This is a genomic window from Nocardia sp. NPDC058058 (assembly GCF_042885355.1).
Classification (GTDB): Bacteria; Actinomycetota; Actinomycetes; order Mycobacteriales; family Mycobacteriaceae; genus Nocardia.
The window spans coordinates 1090888-1112619 of the sequence record NZ_JBHVSA010000002.1 but is presented as its reverse complement, the minus strand read 5'-3'; the positions used below and the strand labels follow the sequence as shown (position 1 = coordinate 1112619).

20 protein-coding genes are annotated in these 21732 nt (G+C 66.5%); 13 read left to right on the top strand and 7 right to left on the bottom strand.

Annotated elements, in window-relative coordinates:
- Positions 1 to 169: 169 nt before the first annotated feature.
- Both leuA and ACFVUS_RS19840 read left to right on the top strand, forming a co-directional pair.
- Entirely contained in the window at positions 170 to 1972 is a 1803-nt protein-coding gene (gene leuA / locus ACFVUS_RS19845; RefSeq protein ID WP_387767990.1) for a 2-isopropylmalate synthase, read from the top strand.
- Between the two features lie 201 nt (positions 1973 to 2173).
- The gene (locus ACFVUS_RS19840) at positions 2174 to 3964 is read left to right on the top strand and encodes an AAA family ATPase (protein ID WP_387767987.1); all 1791 of its coding nucleotides are present in this window, start codon (positions 2174 to 2176) and stop codon (positions 3962 to 3964) included.
- A 226-nt stretch (positions 3965 to 4190) separates the two neighbouring features.
- Here the strand turns inward: ACFVUS_RS19840 and ACFVUS_RS19835 are convergent, their stop codons facing one another.
- Complete coding sequence (locus ACFVUS_RS19835) at positions 4191 to 5180, bottom strand: LLM class F420-dependent oxidoreductase (protein ID WP_387767984.1); 990 nt, start codon at positions 5178 to 5180, stop codon at positions 4191 to 4193.
- An 89-nt stretch (positions 5181 to 5269) separates the two neighbouring features.
- Complete coding sequence (locus tag ACFVUS_RS19830) at positions 5270 to 6166, bottom strand: LysR family transcriptional regulator (protein WP_387770026.1); 897 nt, start codon at positions 6164 to 6166, stop codon at positions 5270 to 5272.
- Positions 6167 to 6517: 351 nt separating this feature from the next.
- Here ACFVUS_RS19830 and ACFVUS_RS19825 point away from each other — a divergent pair, with 351 nt between their 5' ends.
- From ACFVUS_RS19825 to ACFVUS_RS19795, 7 genes are all read left to right on the top strand, one after another.
- The gene (locus ACFVUS_RS19825; protein ID WP_387767981.1) at positions 6518 to 7513 is read left to right on the top strand and encodes an EamA family transporter; all 996 of its coding nucleotides are present in this window, start codon (positions 6518 to 6520) and stop codon (positions 7511 to 7513) included.
- A 27-nt stretch (positions 7514 to 7540) separates the two neighbouring features.
- The gene (locus tag ACFVUS_RS19820) at positions 7541 to 9307 is read left to right on the top strand and encodes an FAD-dependent oxidoreductase (protein WP_387767978.1); all 1767 of its coding nucleotides are present in this window, start codon (positions 7541 to 7543) and stop codon (positions 9305 to 9307) included.
- A gap of 57 nt (positions 9308 to 9364) precedes the next feature.
- On the top strand, positions 9365 to 9985 hold the full coding sequence (locus ACFVUS_RS19815; RefSeq protein ID WP_387767975.1) for a pyridoxamine 5'-phosphate oxidase family protein: 621 nt from the start codon (positions 9365 to 9367) through the stop codon (positions 9983 to 9985).
- A gap of 73 nt (positions 9986 to 10058) precedes the next feature.
- On the top strand, positions 10059 to 11300 hold the full coding sequence (locus ACFVUS_RS19810; protein WP_387767972.1) for a MurT ligase domain-containing protein: 1242 nt from the start codon (positions 10059 to 10061) through the stop codon (positions 11298 to 11300).
- Positions 11297 to 12007 carry a type 1 glutamine amidotransferase gene (locus ACFVUS_RS19805; RefSeq protein WP_387767969.1) on the top strand — a complete coding sequence of 237 codons (711 nt, stop codon included), beginning with the start codon at positions 11297 to 11299 and terminating at the stop codon, positions 12005 to 12007. Before ACFVUS_RS19810 ends, ACFVUS_RS19805 begins: the two co-directional genes overlap by 4 nt.
- 234 nt (positions 12008 to 12241) lie before the next feature.
- Complete coding sequence (locus ACFVUS_RS19800; RefSeq protein WP_387767966.1) at positions 12242 to 13837, top strand: GMC oxidoreductase; 1596 nt, start codon at positions 12242 to 12244, stop codon at positions 13835 to 13837.
- Between the two features lie 142 nt (positions 13838 to 13979).
- Positions 13980 to 14762 (top strand): ion transporter, encoded by a 783-nt coding sequence (locus ACFVUS_RS19795; protein WP_387767963.1) that lies wholly within the window; start codon positions 13980 to 13982, stop codon positions 14760 to 14762.
- Between the two features lie 11 nt (positions 14763 to 14773).
- Here the strand turns inward: ACFVUS_RS19795 and ACFVUS_RS19790 are convergent, their stop codons facing one another.
- The 3 genes from ACFVUS_RS19790 to ACFVUS_RS19780 all read right to left on the bottom strand — a co-directional run bounded on the left by ACFVUS_RS19790 (position 14774) and on the right by ACFVUS_RS19780 (position 17404).
- Positions 14774 to 16018, bottom strand: a complete 1245-nt coding sequence (locus tag ACFVUS_RS19790; protein ID WP_387767960.1) for a low temperature requirement protein A — start codon at positions 16016 to 16018, stop codon at positions 14774 to 14776.
- Positions 16019 to 16083: 65 nt separating this feature from the next.
- Positions 16084 to 16644, bottom strand: coding sequence for an SRPBCC family protein (locus tag ACFVUS_RS19785; RefSeq protein WP_387767957.1), 561 nt, complete (start codon positions 16642 to 16644; stop codon positions 16084 to 16086).
- A 181-nt stretch (positions 16645 to 16825) separates the two neighbouring features.
- On the bottom strand, positions 16826 to 17404 hold the full coding sequence (locus tag ACFVUS_RS19780) for a TetR/AcrR family transcriptional regulator (RefSeq protein ID WP_387767954.1): 579 nt from the start codon (positions 17402 to 17404) through the stop codon (positions 16826 to 16828).
- A 71-nt stretch (positions 17405 to 17475) separates the two neighbouring features.
- Here ACFVUS_RS19780 and ACFVUS_RS19775 point away from each other — a divergent pair, with 71 nt between their 5' ends.
- A complete protein-coding gene (locus tag ACFVUS_RS19775) occupies positions 17476 to 18060 on the top strand; it encodes a dihydrofolate reductase family protein (RefSeq protein ID WP_387767951.1) in 585 nt (194 codons plus the stop codon).
- Here the strand turns inward: ACFVUS_RS19775 and ACFVUS_RS19770 are convergent.
- Positions 18029 to 18496 (bottom strand): MarR family winged helix-turn-helix transcriptional regulator, encoded by a 468-nt coding sequence (locus ACFVUS_RS19770; protein ID WP_387767948.1) that lies wholly within the window; start codon positions 18494 to 18496, stop codon positions 18029 to 18031. The genes ACFVUS_RS19775 and ACFVUS_RS19770 overlap by 32 nt on opposite strands.
- Before the next feature lie 85 nt (positions 18497 to 18581).
- Here ACFVUS_RS19770 and ACFVUS_RS19765 point away from each other — a divergent pair, with 85 nt between their 5' ends.
- The 3 genes from ACFVUS_RS19765 (at position 18582) to ACFVUS_RS19755 (ending at position 21428) form a co-directional block, all read left to right on the top strand.
- Positions 18582 to 19037 carry an SgcJ/EcaC family oxidoreductase gene (locus ACFVUS_RS19765; protein WP_387767945.1) on the top strand — a complete coding sequence of 152 codons (456 nt, stop codon included), beginning with the start codon at positions 18582 to 18584 and terminating at the stop codon, positions 19035 to 19037.
- A gap of 88 nt (positions 19038 to 19125) precedes the next feature.
- Complete coding sequence (locus ACFVUS_RS19760; protein WP_387767942.1) at positions 19126 to 20391, top strand: aspartate kinase; 1266 nt, start codon at positions 19126 to 19128, stop codon at positions 20389 to 20391.
- A 2-nt stretch (positions 20392 to 20393) separates the two neighbouring features.
- Positions 20394 to 21428 (top strand): aspartate-semialdehyde dehydrogenase, encoded by a 1035-nt coding sequence (locus ACFVUS_RS19755; protein ID WP_387767939.1) that lies wholly within the window; start codon positions 20394 to 20396, stop codon positions 21426 to 21428.
- A 73-nt stretch (positions 21429 to 21501) separates the two neighbouring features.
- On the opposite strand, the gene ACFVUS_RS19750 is transcribed toward ACFVUS_RS19755, so the two are convergent.
- A complete protein-coding gene (locus ACFVUS_RS19750; protein WP_364637414.1) occupies positions 21502 to 21723 on the bottom strand; it encodes a hypothetical protein in 222 nt (73 codons plus the stop codon).
- Positions 21724 to 21732 lie beyond the last annotated feature (9 nt).

Here is a 21732-nt window from a genome sequence, read left to right as displayed (position 1 = left end):
TCCGGCACCGTATTGCCACGCTGTAAACTCGTGATCATCATGCAGCGGGCAAGCCTTCTCCTCGGCCGCCGCGGCGGGGTCTGATACGGACCGGCTCCCGTCGCGGGTGTTCGTCGTGCCGGTCTACCCCATACCTGGGATCCAGCCACACTCTCGGAGATAAATCGCCATGTCACCCGCTGATGCTTTCGTTTCCGGTTCGCGCACGATCAACGTGCCGTCGAAGCCGGCCCCTGCCGACCAGCCCGCCTGGAACACGCAGAAGAACTCCTCCATGCCGACCTTCCGGTACCGGCCGTTCGCGGAGGAGGTCGAGCCCATCTCGGTGCCCGACCGCACCTGGCCCGACAAGATCATCGACCGCGCGCCGTCCTGGTGTGCCGTCGATCTGCGCGACGGCAATCAGGCGCTCATCGATCCGATGAGCCCGGCCCGCAAGCGCCGCATGTTCGATCTGCTGGTGCGGATGGGCTACAAGGAGATCGAGGTCGGCTTCCCCGCCGCCTCGCAGACCGACTTCGACTTCGTCCGCGAGATCATCGAGGACGGCGCGATCCCGGACGATGTCACCATTCAGGTGCTGACCCAGTCCCGCGCCGAACTGATCGAGCGCACCTTCGAGGCGTGCGCGGGCGCACCGCAGGCCATCGTGCACTTCTACAACTCGACCTCGATCCTGCAGCGCCGCGTGGTCTTCCGCGCGGACCGCGAGGCCGTCAAGAAGATCGCCACCGACGCCGCCACGCTGTGCCTGGAGATCGAGAAGAAGTACCCGGACACCCGCTGGCGCTACGAGTACAGCCCCGAGTCGTACACCGGCACCGAGCTGGATTACGCACTGGACGTATGTGATTCGGTATCGGCGATCATCCAGCCGACGCCCGAGAAGCCGCTGATCATCAACCTGCCGGCGACCGTGGAAATGGCGACCCCGAACGTCTACGCCGACTCCATCGAATGGATGAGCCGGAACCTGGCGCGCCGCGATTCCATCGTGCTGTCGCTGCACCCGCACAATGACCGCGGCACCGCGGTGGCCGCCGCCGAACTGGGTTACCAGGCCGGCGCGGATCGCATCGAGGGCTGCCTGTTCGGCAATGGTGAGCGCACCGGCAATGTCTGCCTGGTGACCCTGGGGATGAATCTGTTCTCGCGCGGGGTGGATCCGCAGATCGACTTCAGCAATATCGACGAGATCCGCCGCACGGTCGAATACTGCAACCAGCTGCCCGTCGCCGAGCGGCATCCGTACGGCGGCGACCTGGTCTACACCGCGTTCTCCGGTTCGCATCAGGACGCCATCAACAAGGGTCTGGACGCGATGAAGGCCGCCGCCGACAAGGCGGGCGCGGATGTCGACGACATCGTCTGGGAGGTGCCGTACCTGCCCATCGATCCGAAGGACGTCGGCCGCACGTACGAGGCTGTCATCCGGGTGAATTCGCAGTCCGGCAAGGGCGGCGTGGCCTACATCATGAAGACCGATCACGGGCTGGTGCTGCCGCGCCGCCTGCAGATCGAGTTCTCCCAGGCGGTCCAGAAGATCACCGACGGTGAGGGCGGCGAGGTTACCCCGAAGGCGATGTGGGACGTCTTCTCCGAGGAGTACCTGACCCCGATCGTGCCGCTGGAGCGCATTCGCCAGAAGGTCTCCGCCTCCGAATTGGACGGCGGCGTCGACCATATCGAGGCCGTGGTCAAGGTGGACGGCGTCGAACAGGCCATCTCCGGTGAGGGCAACGGCCCGCTGGCCTCGTTCGTGGACGCGCTGTCCACCATCGGCTATGACGTGCGCGTCCTGGATTACAGCGAGCACGCCATGTCCTCCGGTGATGACGCGCAGGCCGCCGCCTACGTGGAATGCGCCATCGGCGACAAGGTGACCTGGGGCGTCGGCATCGCCACCTCGATCACCACGGCGTCGCTGCGCGCGGTCGTCTCCGCTGTGAACCGCGCCGCGCGCGGCAATTGATCCACATCGATCCACAGTGATGATCCCGCTCCGAGATTCGGGGCGGGATCATCGTTTTGCACGGTGAACTCCCGGTAGCGGCACAGTTGCGCGGGGGTGCGAGGTATTACCAGGCCAGGGTGGGAGAGCGTCGGCAATGCTAGCGTGGAACCGCATTAGCGCCGAGCTCTCTGTTCGAGCTGTCGAGCAGATGGGGGACACGTGACTACGAACGATCAGAATTCGACCGCACAGGCCGCGGCCGGGCTGCCGGTGGACGCCGACGACGTCAAGGACGAGCACGCCGCGTCCGGCGCGGGCGCTCCGGAGCCGGGTAAGGCCGCCGAGGCCGAAGCCAATGGCGAGGGTGAACAGGGTGCGGGCTTCTTCCCGCCGGTTCCGGACTCGATCGAGCAGACCACGGTCTTCCACCCCGATGCTCCCGGACCGTACGGGCCGGGGCAGCCGGGATCCTTCCCGCCCGGACCGGGCGCGCCCGAGGGGCCGAATTCCTTTGCCCCGGGTGGATTCCCGCCGCCCGGACCGTACGGCCAGCCGTACCAGGGCGGCCCGAACGGGCCGTTCGAGGGCCAGGGCCCCTTCGCGGGCGGGCAGTTCCCGCAGGGTCCGCAGCAGGGTTTCCCGCCCACCGGCAACTACCCCGCACCCGATGCCGGACAGTTCGCGCCGCCGCCGAATTCGGCTGCGCCGGGCCAGTTCCCGGGTCCGGACGGCAGCTACGGTGAGGTCCGCGACAACACCCCGTACGGCGAGATCCGGCAGGAAATCGGCAGCGACGGCATGGTTCGCCGGGTGTTTCCCGATCAGCCCGATCCGAGCGGTCAGCACGGGCCGGAGGGTGGCGCACCCGGGCAGTTCGGTCAGCCGGGACAGTTCGCGCCGTCGAATGATCAACCGGGCGGGCCGATCTACAGCTGGTCCCCGCCGCCCGCGCAGGCGCCGCAGCAGCACATGCCGCAGCAGGGTTTCCCGCAGCAGGGCTGGAATGGTCAGCCGCAGCAGGGATTTCCGCAGCAGCAGGGCGGGTTCCAGCAGCAGCCGCCGCCGGGGCATTCGGTCAATGATCTGAATCTGCTGCGCCGGGCGCGACGCGCGCCGCGCAGCGGCTGGCGGCGGGCGGTGCACAAGGCGTCCGGCGGTGTGATCAATCCGGGGGAGTCGCCCGCGGATCTGATGCACGCGCAGCTGGTGGATCGGGTGAATCAGCCGGTGCGCGGCGATTACCGGATCGCGATCCTGTCGCTCAAGGGCGGTGTCGGAAAGACCACCACCACCGTGGGTTTGGGGTCGACCTTCGCCTCCGAGCGCGGTGACCGCGTCATCGCCATCGACGCCAATCCCGACCTGGGCACGCTCGCCCACCGGGTGCCGCGGCAGACTCGCTCCACGGTGCGAAATCTGTTGGAGGACACCCACATCACCCGGTACTCCGACGTGCGCGCACACACTTCCCAGGCGCCGAGCCGACTGGAAGTGCTTGCCAGCGAACAGGATCCGGCGGTGTCGGAGGCGTTCAGCGAGGCCGATTACCGCAAGGCGATCGGCATCCTGCAGCAGTTCTACAACATCATCCTCACCGACTGCGGTACCGGGCTCATGCACTCGGCCATGTCCGGCGTACTGGATATGGCGAGCTCGCTGGTGCTGGTGACCTCACCCGCCATCGACGGCGCGCGCAGCGCCTCGGCGACGCTGGACTGGCTCGATCACCACGGCTACCACAAGCTGGTGGAGCGAACCGTGGTGGTGGTCAACGCATCTCGCAAGGGTTCCTCCACGGTGGATCTGGATCAGCTGCGCAAGCTGTTCCTGGACCGCACCCGCGCGGTACAGGTGGTGCCGTTCGACGATCACCTCGCCGAGGGTGCGGAAATCGACCTGGAACTGGTCTCCAAGCCGACCCGCCGCGCCCTGCTGGAACTGGCCGCCATGGTCGCCGACGACTTCGGCTACCACGCCTCCCAGCGGTTCAACCCGAACAACCAGCACTGAGCCGAAAAGTTCTGCGCCACAGCTGAAAACCGACAACGCCCCGCGACATGTCTGTCGCGGGGCGTTGCGGCGGGTGGGGGGTGTGAGTCGGGGCGTTCCCCCTCGTCATCCCGGCATGCTTTTGGCCGGGATCCACACCCGGCAGTTGCTGCGCCGAAGGTGTGGATCCCGGCCAAATACGCGCCGGGATGACGAGAGGCTGGTCAGCCCGAATGTCGGAGGGCTGTCAGGCGTGCACCAGCGGTGCCAGGGCTCGGCCTGCCAGATCCACGGTGCCGGGCTCGTGGCCGTTGGTGACCAGGTTGACGATGAGGCCGTCGATGCCGTGGTCCAGGACGCGGGCCTGGAGCTGTTCGGCCACCTCGTCGGGGGTGCCGACGAATTGGCGGTCGGCGGGGGACTGCTTCAGCGCCTCCACCGGCATCGAGGACAGGTCCGTAATGCCCATGCGGGCAAGGAGATCCGCCTGCGTCTTGCGGGCGCGGTCGCCGTCCTCGTCGACGATGACGAAGGCCAGATAGCTGGTCTCCAGGGTGTCGCGGGCGCGCCCGGCCTCGTCGAGGCGGGCGTGCAGGGCCTCCAGCTTGCGGGGCAGTTCGGAGGCGTTGCAGATGATATTGAGGTGGTCGGCGAACCGCGCGGCCAGTGCGAACGTCTTCTTCTCGCCGCCGCCGCCGAGCATGATCGGCAGATCGTCGCGCACCCGCGGCTCATTCATGGCGTCCTTGGTCCGATACCACTTGCCGTCGAACGTGGAGTGCTGTCCGCGCAGCATCGGCGTGATGATCTCCAGGGCCTCCTCCAGGCGTTCGAAACGCTGGGTGAAGGTGCCGAAATCGAAGCCGTATGCCTGATGCTCGAGCTCGAACCAGCCCGCGCCGATGCCGAGCACCGCGCGCCCGCTGCTCACCACGTCCAGGGTGGTGACGGTCTTGGCGGTGAGCGCCGGATTGCGGTAGGTATTGCCGGTCACCAAGGCGGACAACTGAATTCGCTCGGTGACCGCGGCCAGACCGGACAGCGTGCTGTACGCCTCCAGCATGGGCTGATCGGGCGTGCCGAGCAGCGGCAGCTGATAGAAGTGATCCATGACGAAGGCGGCGTCGAATCCGGCCGCCTCGGCTTCGCGCGCCTGTGCGGCCACGGCCGCGAACAGCTCGCGCGGCGCTACCCCGTAGCTGAAGTTGGGCATCTGATATCCGAGACGAATGCTCATGCGTTCACGCTATGACCTGGAGTGCACTCCAAGTCAAGCGCCGCACCGAATGTTCATTGGGCCGCAGCGTATTCCCGCGCGCGACAGGCCTAATCGGCGGTGGCGCGGCGGGCGGCCCGCTGGAAGGCCGCCAGGACGGTGGCGACGGCGGGGCGTTTCTCCGCATGTGGGCGGGTAGCCAGATCGTAGAGGCGGGCCGCGCGCACTCCGGCCAGGCGCAGCATCACCACATCGGGGTGCCGGACCGCGTGCCGCGGCATGAGCGCGATGCCGTAGCCCGAGGCGACCAATGCCTCGATCACGGTGAAATCGTTGAGCCGCTGCGCGATTCGCGGCTGGACGCCGGTGACGGTGGCGATCGAGCGCAGTACATCGTCCACCGGGAAGCCGCCGCGCACACTCAACCAGGTCTCATCCGCCAGTTCGGCGGGCACCACCGCGCCCTGCCGCGCCAGCCGGTGCTCCGGCCCCACCACCACATCGATGGGCTCGCGCATGAGCACCCGCGAGGCCACCCGCGCCCCGCCCATCGATGCCGACCGCTCATCGCGATGGGTCAGCACCACGTCGTAATCGGCAAGCAGCCGAGGCACTTCCACCGGCGGCACATCCTCATCGGCCGCCACCATCTCCACCCCGGTCTCCGCCAATTCCGCGAGCACATGCGGCAGCAGCAGCGCCGCCCCGGACGGAAACAGCGCCACCCGCACCTGCCCGCGCGGCGATCCCCGATAGGACGCCATCTCCGCGGCGGCCTTCTCCATCGCCGCCAGCACCTCATCGGCCCGCACGACGAGCGCCCGCCCGGCATCGGTCAACCGCACCCGCCGCCCATCCGGCTCCAGCAGCGCCACCCCGGCCTCCCGCGCCAGCACCTTCAACTGCTGCGATACGGCCGAAGGCGTCATCGACAACGCCTGCGCCACCGCCGCCACCGTCCCCCGATCCGCCAACTCCCGCAGCACCCGCAACCGCTCCACCGACATGAGCGGCCCGCCGCCGCCGACCTCACTCGAATCACCCACGCGCCCAGTATTTTCTGCACCGCCGCCGGGCGAATCAGGCCGACGTCCGGGTGGCCGCAGGCTCGCTGTGCCCGGATTGTCCGCCCCGGCCGGTGCCGCGACGGCCTCCGCCAGGGTCCGGGGTGGGGTACCCGCCGGGAGGTTGCGGGGCCCCATCGTGGTCGGGGTGGTGATGCGGCGCGGGCGGGGGACGGTGCGGGGTGGGGTGGGGTGTTCCGGGTCTTCGGGGTGGTGCATAGATAAGTTCTACTACATCATTGGTGCAGAATTATTCGATTGTTCTTACCTATGGATGGCTTCAGTATTTGCCGCATGACCAATCGTGATCGGCTGCTCGGCCTGGGTGTCGTGGTGCTCTGGGGACTGAATTTCCTGGCCATTCGGGTTGGGCTCGATCACTTCGAGCCGTTCTTCTTCGCCGCCCTGCGGTTCGCGGTGATCGCGGTGCCGGTGCTGATCTTCGTGCCGCGCCCGCAGGTGCCGTGGCGCTGGTTGCTGCTGTACGGGGTGGGGTTCGGGATTCTGCAATTCGCGTTCCTGTTCAGTGCCATGCGAGCCGGAATGCCGACCGGATTGTCGTCGCTGGTGTTGCAGTCCTCCGCGCCGTTCACGGTGCTGCTGGGAGCGGTGTTCCTGCGGGAACGGTTGCGGCCCATGCAATTCGCCGGGATCGCGGTCGCCATGGCGGGGATGGCGGTGATCGGCTGGGATCGATCGCACAGCGCGGCGCTGCTGCCGCTGGTGCTGACGCTGCTGGGCGGATTGGGCTGGGCCTTCGGCAATATCGGATCGCGCATGGCCGCGGCGCATGCCGCGCCCGGCGGTCCGGTGAATCCGCTGCATCTGACGCTGTGGATGACCGTGATCCCGCCGCTGCCCATGTTCGCGCTGTCCGCGCTCGCGGAGGGCCCGACCACCGGTCTGCACGATCTGGCGGCCTCGTTCTCGGCGAGCGGCTGGCCCGCCTATGCCGCGCTGGCGTACATCGTGTTGCTGGGCACCATCGCGGGTTCGGGCCTGTGGACGTATCTGATGAGCCGCTATCCGGCGGGCACGGTCGCCCCGCTGTCGCTCATGGTTCCGGTGGTGGGCATCGCCGCCTCGTGGGCGTTCCTGCACGAGCGTCCGACGGCGGTTTCCCTGCTGGGGGCGGCCATCGTCATCGCGGGCGCGTTCACCGCGACGTCGGCGCGCCCCGGGCAGACTGCGAAGTCTGCGAAGCGAATAGTCCGCATTCGACCGTCAATGTTCAACACAAGGTACGCAAAACAGGACCCAACGGACCAAACCCCGGTTCCCGCTGCCTAGGATTCCCCCAGGCGTGGGAGGTAGGGAATGACTGGACAGCGTTTGTCCGTCACGCGGCGAACGGTGCTGCGTGGCGCGGTCGCGGCTGGTGCTCTGGCGAGCACCGCCGCCACCTTGCGGCCCACTCCCGCGCACGCCGATCCGGGCCGCAGCGTGGCCGTACTGGGCGGCGGTGTCGCAGGTCTCACCGCCGCGCACGAATTGGCCGAACGCGGTTTCGACGTCACGGTGTACGAGCGCCGGGCACTCGGCGGCAAAGCCCGCAGCATCCCGGTGCCGAACAGTGGTCGTGACGGCCGTCCGGAACTCATGGGCGAGCACGGTTTTCGCTTCTTCCCCGGCTTCTACCGGCACATTCCCGACACCATGCGGCGAATCCCGTTCGCGGGCAATGCGAACGGGGTCTGGGACAACCTGGTCGCCGCCCCGGAGGCGCGTTTCTCCCGCCGTGACGCCGATGACGTGATCCTGCCCATGGGTAAGGCCGGGCGCATCTGGGCCACCCCGGACGATTTCCGCGAGACCGTCGGCTCGGCCATCGCCACCAGCACCAAGATGTCCGAGGCGGACGCGCTCTACTTCGCCAATCGACTACTGGTGTTCAACACCAGCTGCGATGCCCGCCGCTACGGCCAGTGGGACAAGATCGCCTGGCGCGAATACGTGGGCGCGGGTCGCCGCTCCACCGAATTCCGCATGCTGCTCTCGCGCACCCTCACCACGCTGCTGGTGGCGGCCAAGGACGATCTGGCCAGCACCCTCACCATCGGCAATATGGGTGAGCAGTTCCTGGGCAATCCCTTCGAAGTCGCGAATGACGGTGCGCTGGACCGGCTGCTGAACGGTTCCACCAACGAGGCGTGGATCGATCCGTGGGTCGCGCGGCTGCGTGAGCTGGGCGTGAAATTCGCGACCGGCGAGGTGCGCGGACTCGAGATCGCGGACGGCAGAATAACTTCCGCGCGCATTGTGGACGGTTCCGGCGCGGCCCGTCAGGTCGAGGCCGACTATTTCATCTCCGCCGTGCCCACCGAGGTCGCCCGCACCCTGTGGACACCCGAAATCCTTTCCCGCCGACCGGAATTGGCGGGCATGAATCAGCTCATGGTGGATTGGATGACCGGTATCCAGTTCTTCCTGAAGAGCGAGACCAATATCGCGCGCGGGCACGCCGCCTACGTGGATTCGCCGTGGTCGCTGACCTCCATTTCGCAGAATCAGTTCTGGAACCGCACCCCGGTGACCGGTATGGGCGACGGCACCGTCAAGGACTGCCTGTCGGTGGACATCTCCGACTGGAACACCCCCGGCATGCTGTACGGCAAGCCCGCCAAGCAATGCACCCACGACGAGATCGCCCGTGAGGTATGGGCGCAGCTCAAGGCGCATCTCAATGATCAGCGCGAACTATTGAGCGATGCCGATCTGCACTCCTGGTTCCTGGATACCGGCATCACCTGGGACGCCGGGGCCAAGCGCAACAGCAATGCCGATCCGCTGCTGATCAATACCGCGGGCTCCTGGGCGCTGCGTCCGGAATCACACACCGCCGATATCGAAAACCTGTTCCTGGCAGGCGATTACGTGCGCACCAATGTGGATCTGGCGACCATGGAGGGCGCGTCCGAGGCCGCGCGCACCGCGGTGAACGCGCTGCTGGACGTCTCCGGTTCCAATGCCCCGCGCTGCCAGCTGTTCAAGCTGTACCGTGCCACCGAGCTGGAACCGTTCCGGCAGTTGGACATCGCCCGCTACAAGGCCGGTCAGACGAATCTCTTCGATATTCCCATGTAGCGACATTCCCTACAATTCACTGGCGGCGCACGGCGGTTCGCGCGTTCAATCGAAGTCATGAGCGAGATCAAGGATCCGGCTGAACTGCGTGAACTCCTGGGCGCTCCGACGCCCCGGGCCGTCGCCAAGGAGCGGGTCGCGCTGCATGAGCGCGATAGGGAGTGGATCTCCCTGTCTCCCTTCGTGGTACTGGCGACCAGTGACGCGGACGGCAATTGCGACGCCTCGCCCAAGGGTGATCCGGCCGGTTTCGTCCGGGTGCTCGACGACACCACCATCGCCATTCCGGAGCGGCCGGGTAATCGCCGCGCGGACGGCTATCTCAATATTCTGAGCAATCCGCGTGTGGGCGTGATCTTCCTGATTCCCGGTCGCGGGGAAACCCTGCGCGTCAACGGTCGCGCGCGCCTGGTGCGCGATGCCCCGTACTTCGACGACATGGTGGTCAAGGGCCATCGCCCGATCCTGGCCGTCGAAGTGGATGTGCAGCAGATCTTCCTGCACTGCGCCAAGGCTTTCCTGCGCAGCGGGCTGTGGAAACCGGAGCAGTGGCCGGTCGACACCCTGCCGAGTCAGGCCCGGCTGGTGAAGGAGTTGCAGCCCGGCACCACCGAAACGCTCGAACAATTGGAGAAGCACTACTCGCACACCTATGAGGAGCTGCTCTACAAGTCCTGAGTGCGGCACACCTCACGCGTGCCGGGTCCATGCCGCCTGCGCATCGGCCCGGTCGCACCAATAAACTCGCGGCGTGGCAGACATTTCGGTACGCGGACAGCTGGCGCTGCGGGCGGCGACGGCGGCGTCATGGGCGTCGCGGCGCGCCGGGCGCGGCAATGGTTCGATGATCGGCGGCCTGATCGCGCTGAAAATCGATCCGACGATCATGACACAATTGGGGCGCGGCCGGCGCACGGTGCTGGTCACCGGCACCAATGGCAAATCGACCACCACCCGCATGACCACCGCCGCGCTACAGACCGTCGGCGCGGTCGCCACCCAGGCGGACGGCGCCAATATGGATGCCGGAATCGTGGCCGCGCTCACCGCGAATCGGGTCGCGCCGCTGGCCGCCATCGAGGTGGATGAACTGCATCTGCCGCATGTGGCCGATGCGCTCGAACCCGCCGCGGTGGTGCTGCTCAATCTGTCCCGCGATCAGCTGGACCGGGTCGGCGAGATCAATATGATCGAGCGCCGCCTGCGCGCCGGTATGGCGCGGCATCCGGACGCGGTGCTGATCGCCAATTGCGATGACGTGCTGGTCACCTCGATCGCCTACGACCATCCGAATGTGGTCTGGGTGGCCGCCGGGAGCGGCTGGGCGGTGGACTCGGCCAGTTGCCCGCGCAGCGGTGAGCCCATCGTGTGGGAGGGCGAGCACTGGTACAGCACCGGCGCGGATTTCAAGCGCCCGGAACCGCAGTGGCGGGTCGACGAGCACGGCATCCACGGTCCGGACGGCCTGGAATTGCCGCTGGCGCTTGCCCTTCCGGGGCGCGCCAATCGCGGTAACGCCACCCAGGCGGTGGCCGCCGCCGTGGCGATGGGGGCCGATCCGCTCGCCGCCGCGAACGCCACCGGCACTGTCACCGAGATCGCGGGCCGCTACCGCACCGTCGAGGTGAACGGGCATAACGCGCGACTGCTGCTGGCCAAGAATCCGGCGGGCTGGCAGGAGGCGCTGTCCATGATCGACTCCGCCGCAACGGGTTTGGTGATCGCGGTGAACGGCCAGGTGCCGGACGGCGAGGATCTGTCCTGGCTCTGGGATGTGCGCTTCGAACATTTCGAGGGCACCCAGGTGGTGGCGGCGGGCGAACGCGCCACCGATCTCGCGGTGCGCCTGACCTACGCGGGTGTCGACCACATCACCGTCGCGGATCCCTTGCGCGCCATCGCATCCTGCCCGCCGGGCAAAGTCGAGGTGCTCGCCAACTACACGGCCTTCCGTGACCTGAACCGCGACCTGGAAGCGAAGGCCCGCGCATGAGCGAATCGACCGTCCGCATCGGCCTGGTGCTGCCCGATGTCATGGGCACCTATGGCGACGGCGGCAATGCGCTGGTGCTGCGTCAGCGTCTGCGCCTGCGCGGCCACGACGCCGAGATCGTCGAAATCAATCTGTCCGATCCGGTTCCGGACTCGCTGGACGTGTACACCCTCGGCGGTGCGGAGGATTCCGCGCAGCGCCTGGCCACCCGGCATCTCCAGCGCTACCCGGGCCTCCAGCAGGCCGCTGGCCGGGGCGCGCCGGTGCTCGCCATCTGCGCCGCCATTCAGGTGCTGGGCCACTGGTACGAGACGTCGTCCGGTGAAAAGGTCGACGGCGTAGGGCTTTTCGACGTGACCACCTCGCCCCAGGACAAGCGCGCCATCGGTGAGGTGGCGACCCAGCCGTTGCTGCCCGGCCTCACCCAGCCCCTGACCGGCTTCGAAAACCACCGCGGCGGAACCAAACTCGGCGGCGACGCGTCCGGTCTGGCCCGCGTCACCAAGGGTGTGGGCAATGGCGTCGGTGACGGCCTCGAGGGTGTGGTGCAGGGCTCGGTGCTGGGCACCTACATGCACGGCCCCGCCCTGGCCCGTAATCCCGAACTCGCCGACTACCTGTTGAAGCAGGCCCTCGGTGTGGACACCCTGGCTCCCCTCGATCTCCCCGAGGTGGACCAGCTCCGTCGCGAACGTCTGCGCGCCTGACCGAACTCCGCCGGCTCACCGGTTTGTGAAACACCACTCCGTCATCGAGGTCGGGGGCTGTACGGCCCCCGCTAGCACGCATTTCCCGCGACACATAGCCGACACGCATGGCGAGTCTTGTGGCTCACCCTGAATGTGTTGAGCGGGCGGCGACCGGCCGGTAGTGTCGCGCGCGGCCTACTTGATGAGGGAGGTGGCCGGTTGCGCAGGCGCGCGGTGTTCAAAGCTGCCGGTATGGCGGCTCTGCTGGCGGGTATGGGATCCGGGGCCGCGATGCGCGGCGCGGGTACCGCCGCGGCGAATCCGATCTGGAACGCGCTCTTCCAGGCGTGGGTCCCGGAAATCTTTGCGCCGCTGCCTGATCCGCCGGAGCACACCGACGCCATCGTGATCGGCTCGGGCTTCGGGGCGGCGGTCACCGCGCTGCGGCTGGCCGAGGCGGGCGTATCCAATACCGTGCTGGAACGCGGTTCGCGCTGGCCGAACGATCCCAATCGGGAGATCTTCACCGGTGACGATCTGCCGGACGGCCGCGGCTTCTGGCATCGCACCAGTTTCACCGGCGTCACCAAGGTGCCGATGACGTTCGCCGATTTCGGCGGCGTGCTCGACGTCACCGAATTCGGCGGCATCGATGTATGGCGCGGTGCGGCGGTCGGCGGTGGCTCGATCGTGTTCACCGGGGCCATGGTCGCGCCGCCGAAGCATCTGTTCGACACGGTGTTCGGCGGTATCGCCGACTACGACGAACTGGACCGGGTCTACTACCCGCGGGTGCGGGACATGCTGCGGCTGAGCCCGATGCCCGCCGATATCTACAACTCGGCCCCGTTCACGCATTCGCGGGTGTGGGATCGGCAGGTGCGGGCGGCGGGTTATCAACCGGTGCCCAATGATTCGATCTTCAACTGGGATGTGCTGCGCGCCGAACTGGCGGGCGCGTCGCGGGCGTCGGCCACGGCCTCGCGCAGCAATCTCGGCAATTCCAATGGCGCGAAGTTCGATCTGAATCAGAACTACCTGCGCTACGCCGAGGCCACCGGGCGCACCGGGATCTTCCCCGGGCATCGGGTGGATTCCATCGGCCAGGACGGCACGGGCAAGTACGTGGTGTCGGTGACCAAACTGGCCCCGACCGGTCAGATACTCGGTACCCGCACACTCACCTGCAACCGCCTGTTCCTGGGCGCGGGTTCGGTCGGCACCTCCGAACTGCTGGTGCGCGCGCAGGCCACCGGCACCCTGCCGAATCTGAACGAGCACATCGGCGACGGCTGGGGCACCAACGGTGATGTGGTGCTGGCGCGCAGCGTCAGCGAGCCGACCACCACCGGTGGCGGCGTGCCCAGCGCCAGCCGCATCCTGGACGAGTCCGGGGTGCCGCTGACGCTCGAAAACTGGTATGTCCCAGGCATTCCGGTGGATACCCTGGCTATCGCCTCGCTCGGCATGGTGCTGGATCCGACCCGGGCGCGCTTCGGCTACGACCGCGCCCGCAATACCGTCGGCCTGAATTGGCCGCGCGCCACCCAGGATCATGTGATCGCGGCGTGCCGGACCGTGGACCGTCGTATCGCGGGCCTGTCGAACTCCTCGGTCGACTATTCGCCGATCGGCTACGACGCCAACGCCGCTTTCACCGCACATCCGCTGGGCGGCGCGGTCTTGGGCCGGGCCACCGATGTGAACGGCCGGGTGCACGGTCACCCCGGCCTGTACGTGATGGACGGGGCGGGCATTCCGGGCAGTACCGCGACGGTCAATCCGTCGCTCACCATCACCGCGCTCGCCGAACGCAATATCGAGTCGATCATTCGCGCGGGCAGATAGCTGGGACGCGGGCTGCGAGGTTGCCCGAGCGTGCGGTGTGCGCGCATCGCGGGCGAGGGCGCAGCCCGAGTCACGCGTTTCGGACCGATCCGGCCGGGGCAATTACGCTGGCGCCAGACCGTTCAGTGAGGAAGGGGTCGGCGTGAGCGAAATCGGCGCACCGGAGGCGGAGAAATTCCCGCCCAAGCCACCCGCCCTGTGGACGGATCTGTTCATGCTCGCGCTGGCCGTGGTGTCGGTGGCGCTGGTGGTCTGGGTGACGTTCTTCCCGGTGTCCGGGCACACCTATCACGCCATCCGGATCGTCGACTACAGCATCTGCGCGATCTTCCTGGCCGAATTCCTGTGGCGCTGGCGGCGGGAGGCGTGGAGCTGGACCTTCCCGTTCATCTACTGGTACGAGGTACTGGGCATGATCCCGGTGACCAGCCCGTTCTTCCGCGGCTTCCGGCTGCTGCGGATCGTGGTGATCGCGGTGCGGGTGGGCCGGGTGGCCGATCGCGCGCTCGGCGAACGCGTCACCGCCGCCGTGGTGAATCGTTCGGTCGGGGTCATCGTCGAGGCGGTGAAGCGGCCGGTCACCATGGCCGTCATCGACGAGGTCGGTGAGGTGCTGCGCACCGGCCACTACGCCCGCAATATCGCGAACGCGCTGGAGGAGAACCGGGGCGAGCTCGATCAGATGATGCTCGAGCTCATTCGCCAGGATCCGCAGTTGGGGCGGGTGCGCTATCTCCCGTTCCACGAGGACATCATTCGCGGTATCGCCGACGCCAGTTTCCGGCTGGTGTTCCAGGTGCTCGCCGATCCGCGCACCGATGAGCTGGTGGCGGATGTGCTGCGCGAGAACATCGATCAGATGCGGACGGCGGTGCGGTCCGGGGTGCGGGTGCCGGAGTCGGTGAATCACCGACTCCCGCAATAGCTTTCACACGCTCACCCGTGTTGTGCGGCCTCGCCGCCGTGTCGTAGGTCATCGCCGCCGTGCCGGATGCGATCACGCGGGTTCGCGTAGCGCACTGTCTCCCAGGCGATCAGCGCCAGCAGCACCGCGCACAACAGTGCCAGCGAACCGAGCGCGGGCAGGGTGGTGGCGAGCGGAATCAGCGCCAGCAGGGCCACAGCGGCCACCACACGCGGTATGAGCAGTTTGTGTGTCGCGTAGTATCGGAAACCCACCAACGCCAGCAGATAGGCCACTGCGCCCCCGTAAAGGGCATACAGCGGAATGCCGTAGAGCTTGTCCTCGAGCGAATGCCCTTGCGCCCCGCCCACATAGCCGAGCACCTTCTTCAAACCCAGTGACATGGCCACGATTCCGGCGATCATCGGGAAGTGCCAGTAGGTGTAGCAGCCGCGGGCGATCTGGATGCGCCGCTCACCGGTCGAGTGCTCCAATTCGTGTTCCACCATCAGCGCCGCCACATCGAAGTACGCCCACCACATGAGCCCCGCGACCGCGAGTCCGAGCAGCGAGCCGAGCGTGATGGCCCAGGAGATCGGCAGTCCGGCCACGCCGACGCCGATGGAGACGATGGATTCGCCGAGCGCGATGATGATGATCAGCCCGTACCGCTCGGCGAAGTGCTTGGCGGAGTTGACCACCCAGTCATTGCCGGAGAAGCCGGTCCACAGCATTTCCCCGGCGAGCGCGGCCAGCCAGAGCAGGATCTGCCAGTCGCCGTGACTGCGCACGCCGAGCAGCAGCAGCACCGCGGCGATGGTGAGCGATCCGGTCGCCCAGCGCACCACCTGTCCGCGCAGTTTCTCGTCCTCGGCGCTGGCCATCCAGAACACCCACAGGTGCACGATGCGCGCGACGAGATACGCGATGACGAATACGAGCGGCCCGTACCAGCCGCCCGGAAGATCGTGGAACGCTTCGGGAATGGTGAGCGCGATGATGAATGCCGCGCCCATGGCCACGAACATGGCGACCCGCGCGATGCCCTCATCGGCCTTGACCACATTGCCGAGCCAGGAGTAGCCGATCCACATCCACCACAGCAGCATGAGGATGACCAGCGCGCGCAGCAGGTTGATCGCGGTGGTCTCGTGGGCGGCGAGATCGGTGACCATGGTGAACGCGAACACGATCACCAGGTCGAAGAAGAGTTCCAGCTGGGTGACGGAGGCGTCCCGCGCCACCGGCATGATTCGCTTTCGTTGCGCACCGGGCATGTTGGACATAGTGCCGGGTTCGCGCCCCGAAGGGCAGTGTCAGTGACGCGTGTTCACCTTCGGCGTCACGCGGTGCCGAAGCCCGGTTCGAGTCGGCCGCCGTAATGCAGCGGCTGGGAGTAGGCCTGGGGTTCGTATCCGGCCTGTTCGACGTACGGGGCTTCCTCGACCTCGCCGAGTCCCTCGATGCCGGTGACCGATTCGACGAAGGAGATGAAGTTCTCGATGGTGGTCTCGCCCTCGCGGCGCGCGGTGCGCTTGAGGAACATGCCCGGCGCGGGAATCGGCAGGTACAGCTCGGTGTGGTACCAGACCTCGGTCCCGCCGTCTTCGGTTTCGGCCAGGTCGAACCAGCCTTGGCCGCCGGCGCCCGCGCTGGATTCGGAGACCTTCCAGGCGACCCGGTTCTCGCTGCAGGTGTACTCGACGACCTGGCGATCGGGGCGGCCCATGAGGGTGGCCGAGACGTAGGCGCGTTTGGGGCGGCCCAGTTTGTCGCGGGTGGCGACCCGGACGTCCTGGTACGACGGGGACCAGTCGGGAAGTTGCTCGACCATGAGCAACGCCTCCATCACCTGATCGGGATCGATGTCGATGATGAAGCGGTGATCAGTCTTAGTGCGCATTCCTACCCTCCAGCTTGGGCACCGATTGTGACCAGCGTCGCTCGCCGAGTCAACTGTGTCGCATACCGCCCGGTCTTGTCTGGTTCGCCGGAATCATGAATTTCACTGTCGCGCAATGGAATCGGAACGTACCCGTGGGTAAGTTCCGTTTACCGAATTGGTGACCCAGGTCACAGCAGGGTCACCGAGCGGGAACCGCTCGTTCCACCGCCATTCGCACCAGCGTCGCGGCCTGTTCCTCGGAGAAGATCCCGGGCAGCGTAAGTCGTTCCAGGATCAGCCAATTGATGGCCAGGTAGAGCAGCAGCACGGAGTCGGCATCGCCCGGCAACTCCGATTCGAGGTGGTTGCGGACGTTGAAATCGATATCCGCGCGCACTCGTTCGGTGAGCACCTGCTGTAGCTCCGGCCGCCGGGTGGCCTCCAGCCGCAACTCCAGCTGGGCGAGATAGCCGGTGCGGAAGCTGGTGATGCGCTCGACGATCTCATTCATCAGTTCGGTGATGGTGTCGCGGTCACGCGGTCCGGTGGTCAATTTCCCCATGGTCTCGGGGCTGGGTTCGAGCCGCTCGTAGAAGCGGTTGCCCACCTGCATCATCAGCTCGTCCCGGTTGGCGAAGTAGTTCGAGGCCGTTCCCGCCGGTACGGCGGCCTCCTTGTCCACCGCCCGGAAGGTGAGTCCGCGCGCCCCTTCGCGGGCGAGCACCTCGATCGCGGCATCGAGTAATGCGTTCCGTCGTTCCGGGTTGGTTCTGACCATTGACACCACTCCATCTGTAGTACTATCTTCGTAACCACTACAGGCAGAGTACAACAATTGAGGCGGTAACCTTGCGACACCTTGTCTACTACGTGGCGGTCTCCATCGACGGCATCATCGCGGGCCCGGGGGGCGAGTTCGACTTCTATCCGGTGGCCGAGGACATGGCCGCCTGGGTCAATGTCCACTACCCCGAAACGGTCCCCACCCTTCTGCGTGAACAAATCGGCATGGCCGTGCATGAGCCCAACAGGCAGTTCGACACCGTGCTCATGGGCCGCGGCACCTACGAACCCGGACTTGCCGCCGGTACCGCCAGTCCCTACGCCCATATGAAGCAGTACGTGTTCTCCAGCTCGCTGGCACAGGCGGACTACCCGGCTGTGGAAATCGTGAACACCGATGCAGTCGAACTGGTGCGACAGCTGAAAAAGGAAGAGGGCAAAGACATTTGGCTCTGCGGTGGCGCGAAGCTGGCGGGTCAGCTGCTCGACGAGATCGATCGGCTGATCATCAAGAGCTACCCGGTGATCGCGGGCGCGGGCGTCCCGCTCTTCGGCGGCGACTTCAGCCCGGCCCGGTTCGACGTAGCGGAACGCCGGGAATTCAGCAATGGCACCCAGATCAGCTGGTTCGATCGCGCAGCAGCGCGGTGACCCGAGCCGAGGTCTCGTGCAGCCGCTGGAACACATCGAGCAGCACTTCCATCTGCTCATCGCTGTAATCGTTCATCACCTTGCCGAACTCGCGCGCCAAAACCTCGTAGTGCGGCGCGATTTCGTCGATGCGCTCCGGAACGGCGGTGACGATCACCCGTCGCCGATCCAGCTCATCGTGTTCCCGGCGCACATAACCCGCCTTCAACAGCCGATCGATCATCCGCGTGATCGCCCCCGTGGTGAGCCCGGTCCGCTGTGCCAATTCACCCGCCGTCGCGGGTCCGTCCAGCCGCAGCAGATTGAGACACCGCAGGTCGGTGACGTGCAGGCCGAGCTTGTCGGCGATGGCCCCGTGCACCATGACGGCGTCGGTGGCGGTGCGCTGGGCGGCGAGGGTGAGCGCGGCGGCGAGCTCACGGTGTTTTTTCGTCATCCCTTGACAGCATAGTCTGTCCCGCGCAATATCTTACTGAATCAACTACTTACTCAATCAGATATCGATTGATTCAGGGGATGTCATGACCGCTCAGCTCACCGACGAAACCGCCATCCGTTCGCTCTTCGACCGTTCCAACCGGGCGTGGGAGGCGGGGGACGCGCACGCCTATGCCGCCGTGTTCACCGCGGACGCCGACTATGTGAGCTGGTTCGGGCAGCACGTCAGGGGGCGGGAGGCCATCGAGGCGGCGCATGTTCCGGTGTTCGCCAAGTATTTGAAGGGGACGCGTCTGGATGGGGAGATCACCGGGGTGCGTTTCGTCACGCCCGATGTGGCCGTCGTGCACGGGCGGGGCGCGGTGGTGAAGGGCCGGCGGCGGCGGGGTCGCTTCAACACGAAAGTGAATCTTTACGTGGTCGTTCGGGTCGAGGGGGAGTGGGCTTTCGCGGCCTTCCACAACACCAAGTACAGCTGGTTGTTCAATGCTCTTTCGGGAAGCCAAGATTCGGCCCGCGACCGTTCGGCGACCGGCTAGCCGGGAGGTAGCAGGAAAACGTATGGACCTCGGCCGGTAGTCTTGCAGGTCGGTAGCAGCAGTTTGTCGATCTTGGAGGATTCCCGCAGTGGCTCTCGTCGTCCAGAAGTACGGAGGATCCTCGGTCGCCACCGCCGAGCGCATCCGCAGGGTCGCCGAGCGGATCGTCGAGACGAAGAAGCAGGGCCACGATGTCGTGGTCGTCTGCTCCGCGATGGGTGATACGACCGACGAATTATTGGATCTGGCCCAGCAGGTGGCGCCCGCGCCGCCCGCCCGCGAAATGGATATGTTGCTCACCTCGGGTGAGCGCATCTCCAATGCGCTGGTGGCCATGGCCATTCATTCGCTCGGCGCGGAGGCCCGCTCGTTCACCGGTTCCCAGGCCGGTGTCATCACGACCGGTACGCACGGCAACGCCAAGATCATCGATGTGGCTCCGGGCCGGGTGCAGAACGCGCTCGCCGAGGGCACCATCGTGCTGGTCGCGGGTTTCCAGGGTGTGTCCCAGGACAGTAAGGACGTGACCACGCTGGGCCGCGGTGGTTCCGATACCACCGCCGTCGCGCTGGCCGCCGCGCTCAATGCCGATGTGTGCGAGATCTACACCGATGTGGACGGCGTTTTCAGCGCCGACCCGCGCATCGTCGCCGATGCCCAGAAGCTGGACACCGTCTCCTATGAGGAAATGCTGGAGATGGCCGCCTGCGGCTCGAAGGTTCTGATGCTGCGCTGCGTCGAGTACGCGCGCCGCTACAACGTGCCGGTTCATGTGCGCTCGTCGTACACCGATAAGACCGGCACCCTGATTTCCGGATCGATGGAGGACATCCCGTTGGAGCAGGCAATTCTCACGGGCGTCGCGCACGACCGCAGCGAGGCCAAGGTGACCGTGGTCGGCATTCCGGATAAGCCGGGCTACGCCGCCAAGGTGTTCCGGGCCGTCGCCGATGCCGAGATCAATATCGACATGGTGTTGCAGAACATCTCGAAGGTGGAGACGGGTAAGACTGACATCACCTTCACCCTGCCCAAGCTGGACGGCCCGCGCGCGGTCGAACTGCTCACCAAGGCGCAGGGCGATATCGGCTTCTCGCAGGTCGTGTACGACGATTTCGTCGGCAAGGTGTCGCTGGTCGGCGCGGGTATGAAGTCGCATCCGGGCGTGACCGCCACCTTCTGCGAATCGCTCGCGGACGCGGGCATCAATATCGATCTCATCTCCACCTCCGAGATCCGAATCTCGGTGCTGGTCAAGGACACCGACCTGGACGAGGCCGTGCAGGTGCTGCACCGGGCGTTCGATCTGGGCGGCGATGAAGTGGCCGTGGTGCACGGCGGAACGGGGCGCTAGTCATGGGCGTACGCGTGGGTGTTGTCGGCGCGACCGGTCAGGTCGGCGCGGTGATGCGAAAGCTGTTGGAGGAGCGCAACTTCCCCGCCGACGAGGTGCGGTTCTTCGCGTCCGCGCGCTCGGCCGGTAAGACGCTGCCGTTCCGCGGTCAGGACATCGTGGTCGAGGACACCGAGACCGCCGATCCGTCCGGTCTGGATATCGCGCTGTTCTCCGCGGGCGCGACCATGTCCCGGGTGCAGGCCCCGCGTTTCGCGGCGGCCGGTGTCACGGTCATCGACAATTCGTCGGCCTGGCGCAAGGATCCCGAAGTGCCGCTGGTGGTTTCCGAGGTGAACCCGGAGGCGACTCGCAACCTGGTCAAGGGCATCATCGCCAATCCGAACTGCACCACCATGGCCGCCATGCCGGTGCTCAAGGTGCTGCACGATCAGGCGGGTCTACAGCGCCTGATCGTCTCCAGCTACCAGGCGGTGTCGGGCAGCGGTCTGGCGGGCGTCGAGGAACTCGCCACCCAGGTGCGCGCGGTCATCGACGATGCCGAGAAGCTGGTGCACGACGGTTCGGCCGTGGATTTCCCGGCTCCGAACAAGTACGTCGCCCCGATCGCCTTCGATGTGATCCCGCTCGCGGGCGCGCTGGTCGACGACGGCTCGGAGGAGACCGACGAGGATCAGAAGCTGCGCAACGAGTCTCGCAAGATTCTCGGCCTGCCGGAGCTGCTGGTCAGCGGCACCTGCGTGCGCGTGCCGGTCTTCACCGGCCACTCGCTCTCGATCAACGCCGAATTCGCCGAACCGATCTCGGTCGAGACCGCGAAGAAGCTGCTCGCGAACGCTCCCGGCGTCCAGCTGGTGGATGTGCCCACCCCGCTGGCCGCCGCCGGTAAGGACGAATCCCTCGTCGGCCGCATTCGCCAGGATCCGGGCGTCCCGGACGGTCGCGGTCTGGCGCTGTTCATCTCCGGCGACAACCTGCGTAAGGGCGCGGCGCTGAACACCATTCAGATCGCCGAAGTTCTGCTCGCGGACCGCTGAGTCCAAAGCTCCGAAAACGGGCCGTTCGATCCACTACGGATTGAACGGTCCGTTTTTCATATTCTGGCCTTCTTCAGTCGGTCCAGAGTTCCGCGCAGGGTAGTGGTGGAAGTCGATCTATCGAGGAACCATCGGGGGTGGTTGCCGATGTCCCGATGGTGACTTCAATACTGTGCGGACGCAAGTGCGCCGCGAGGCGTTCGGCAATTGCGCGGGCGGCTCGGTAGTCGAGCACCATGCCACCCGGAAAGCGTAGGCGCACATGGACTTCGCGCGTTTGCGGTGCGGCGGTCATGTGCCACCT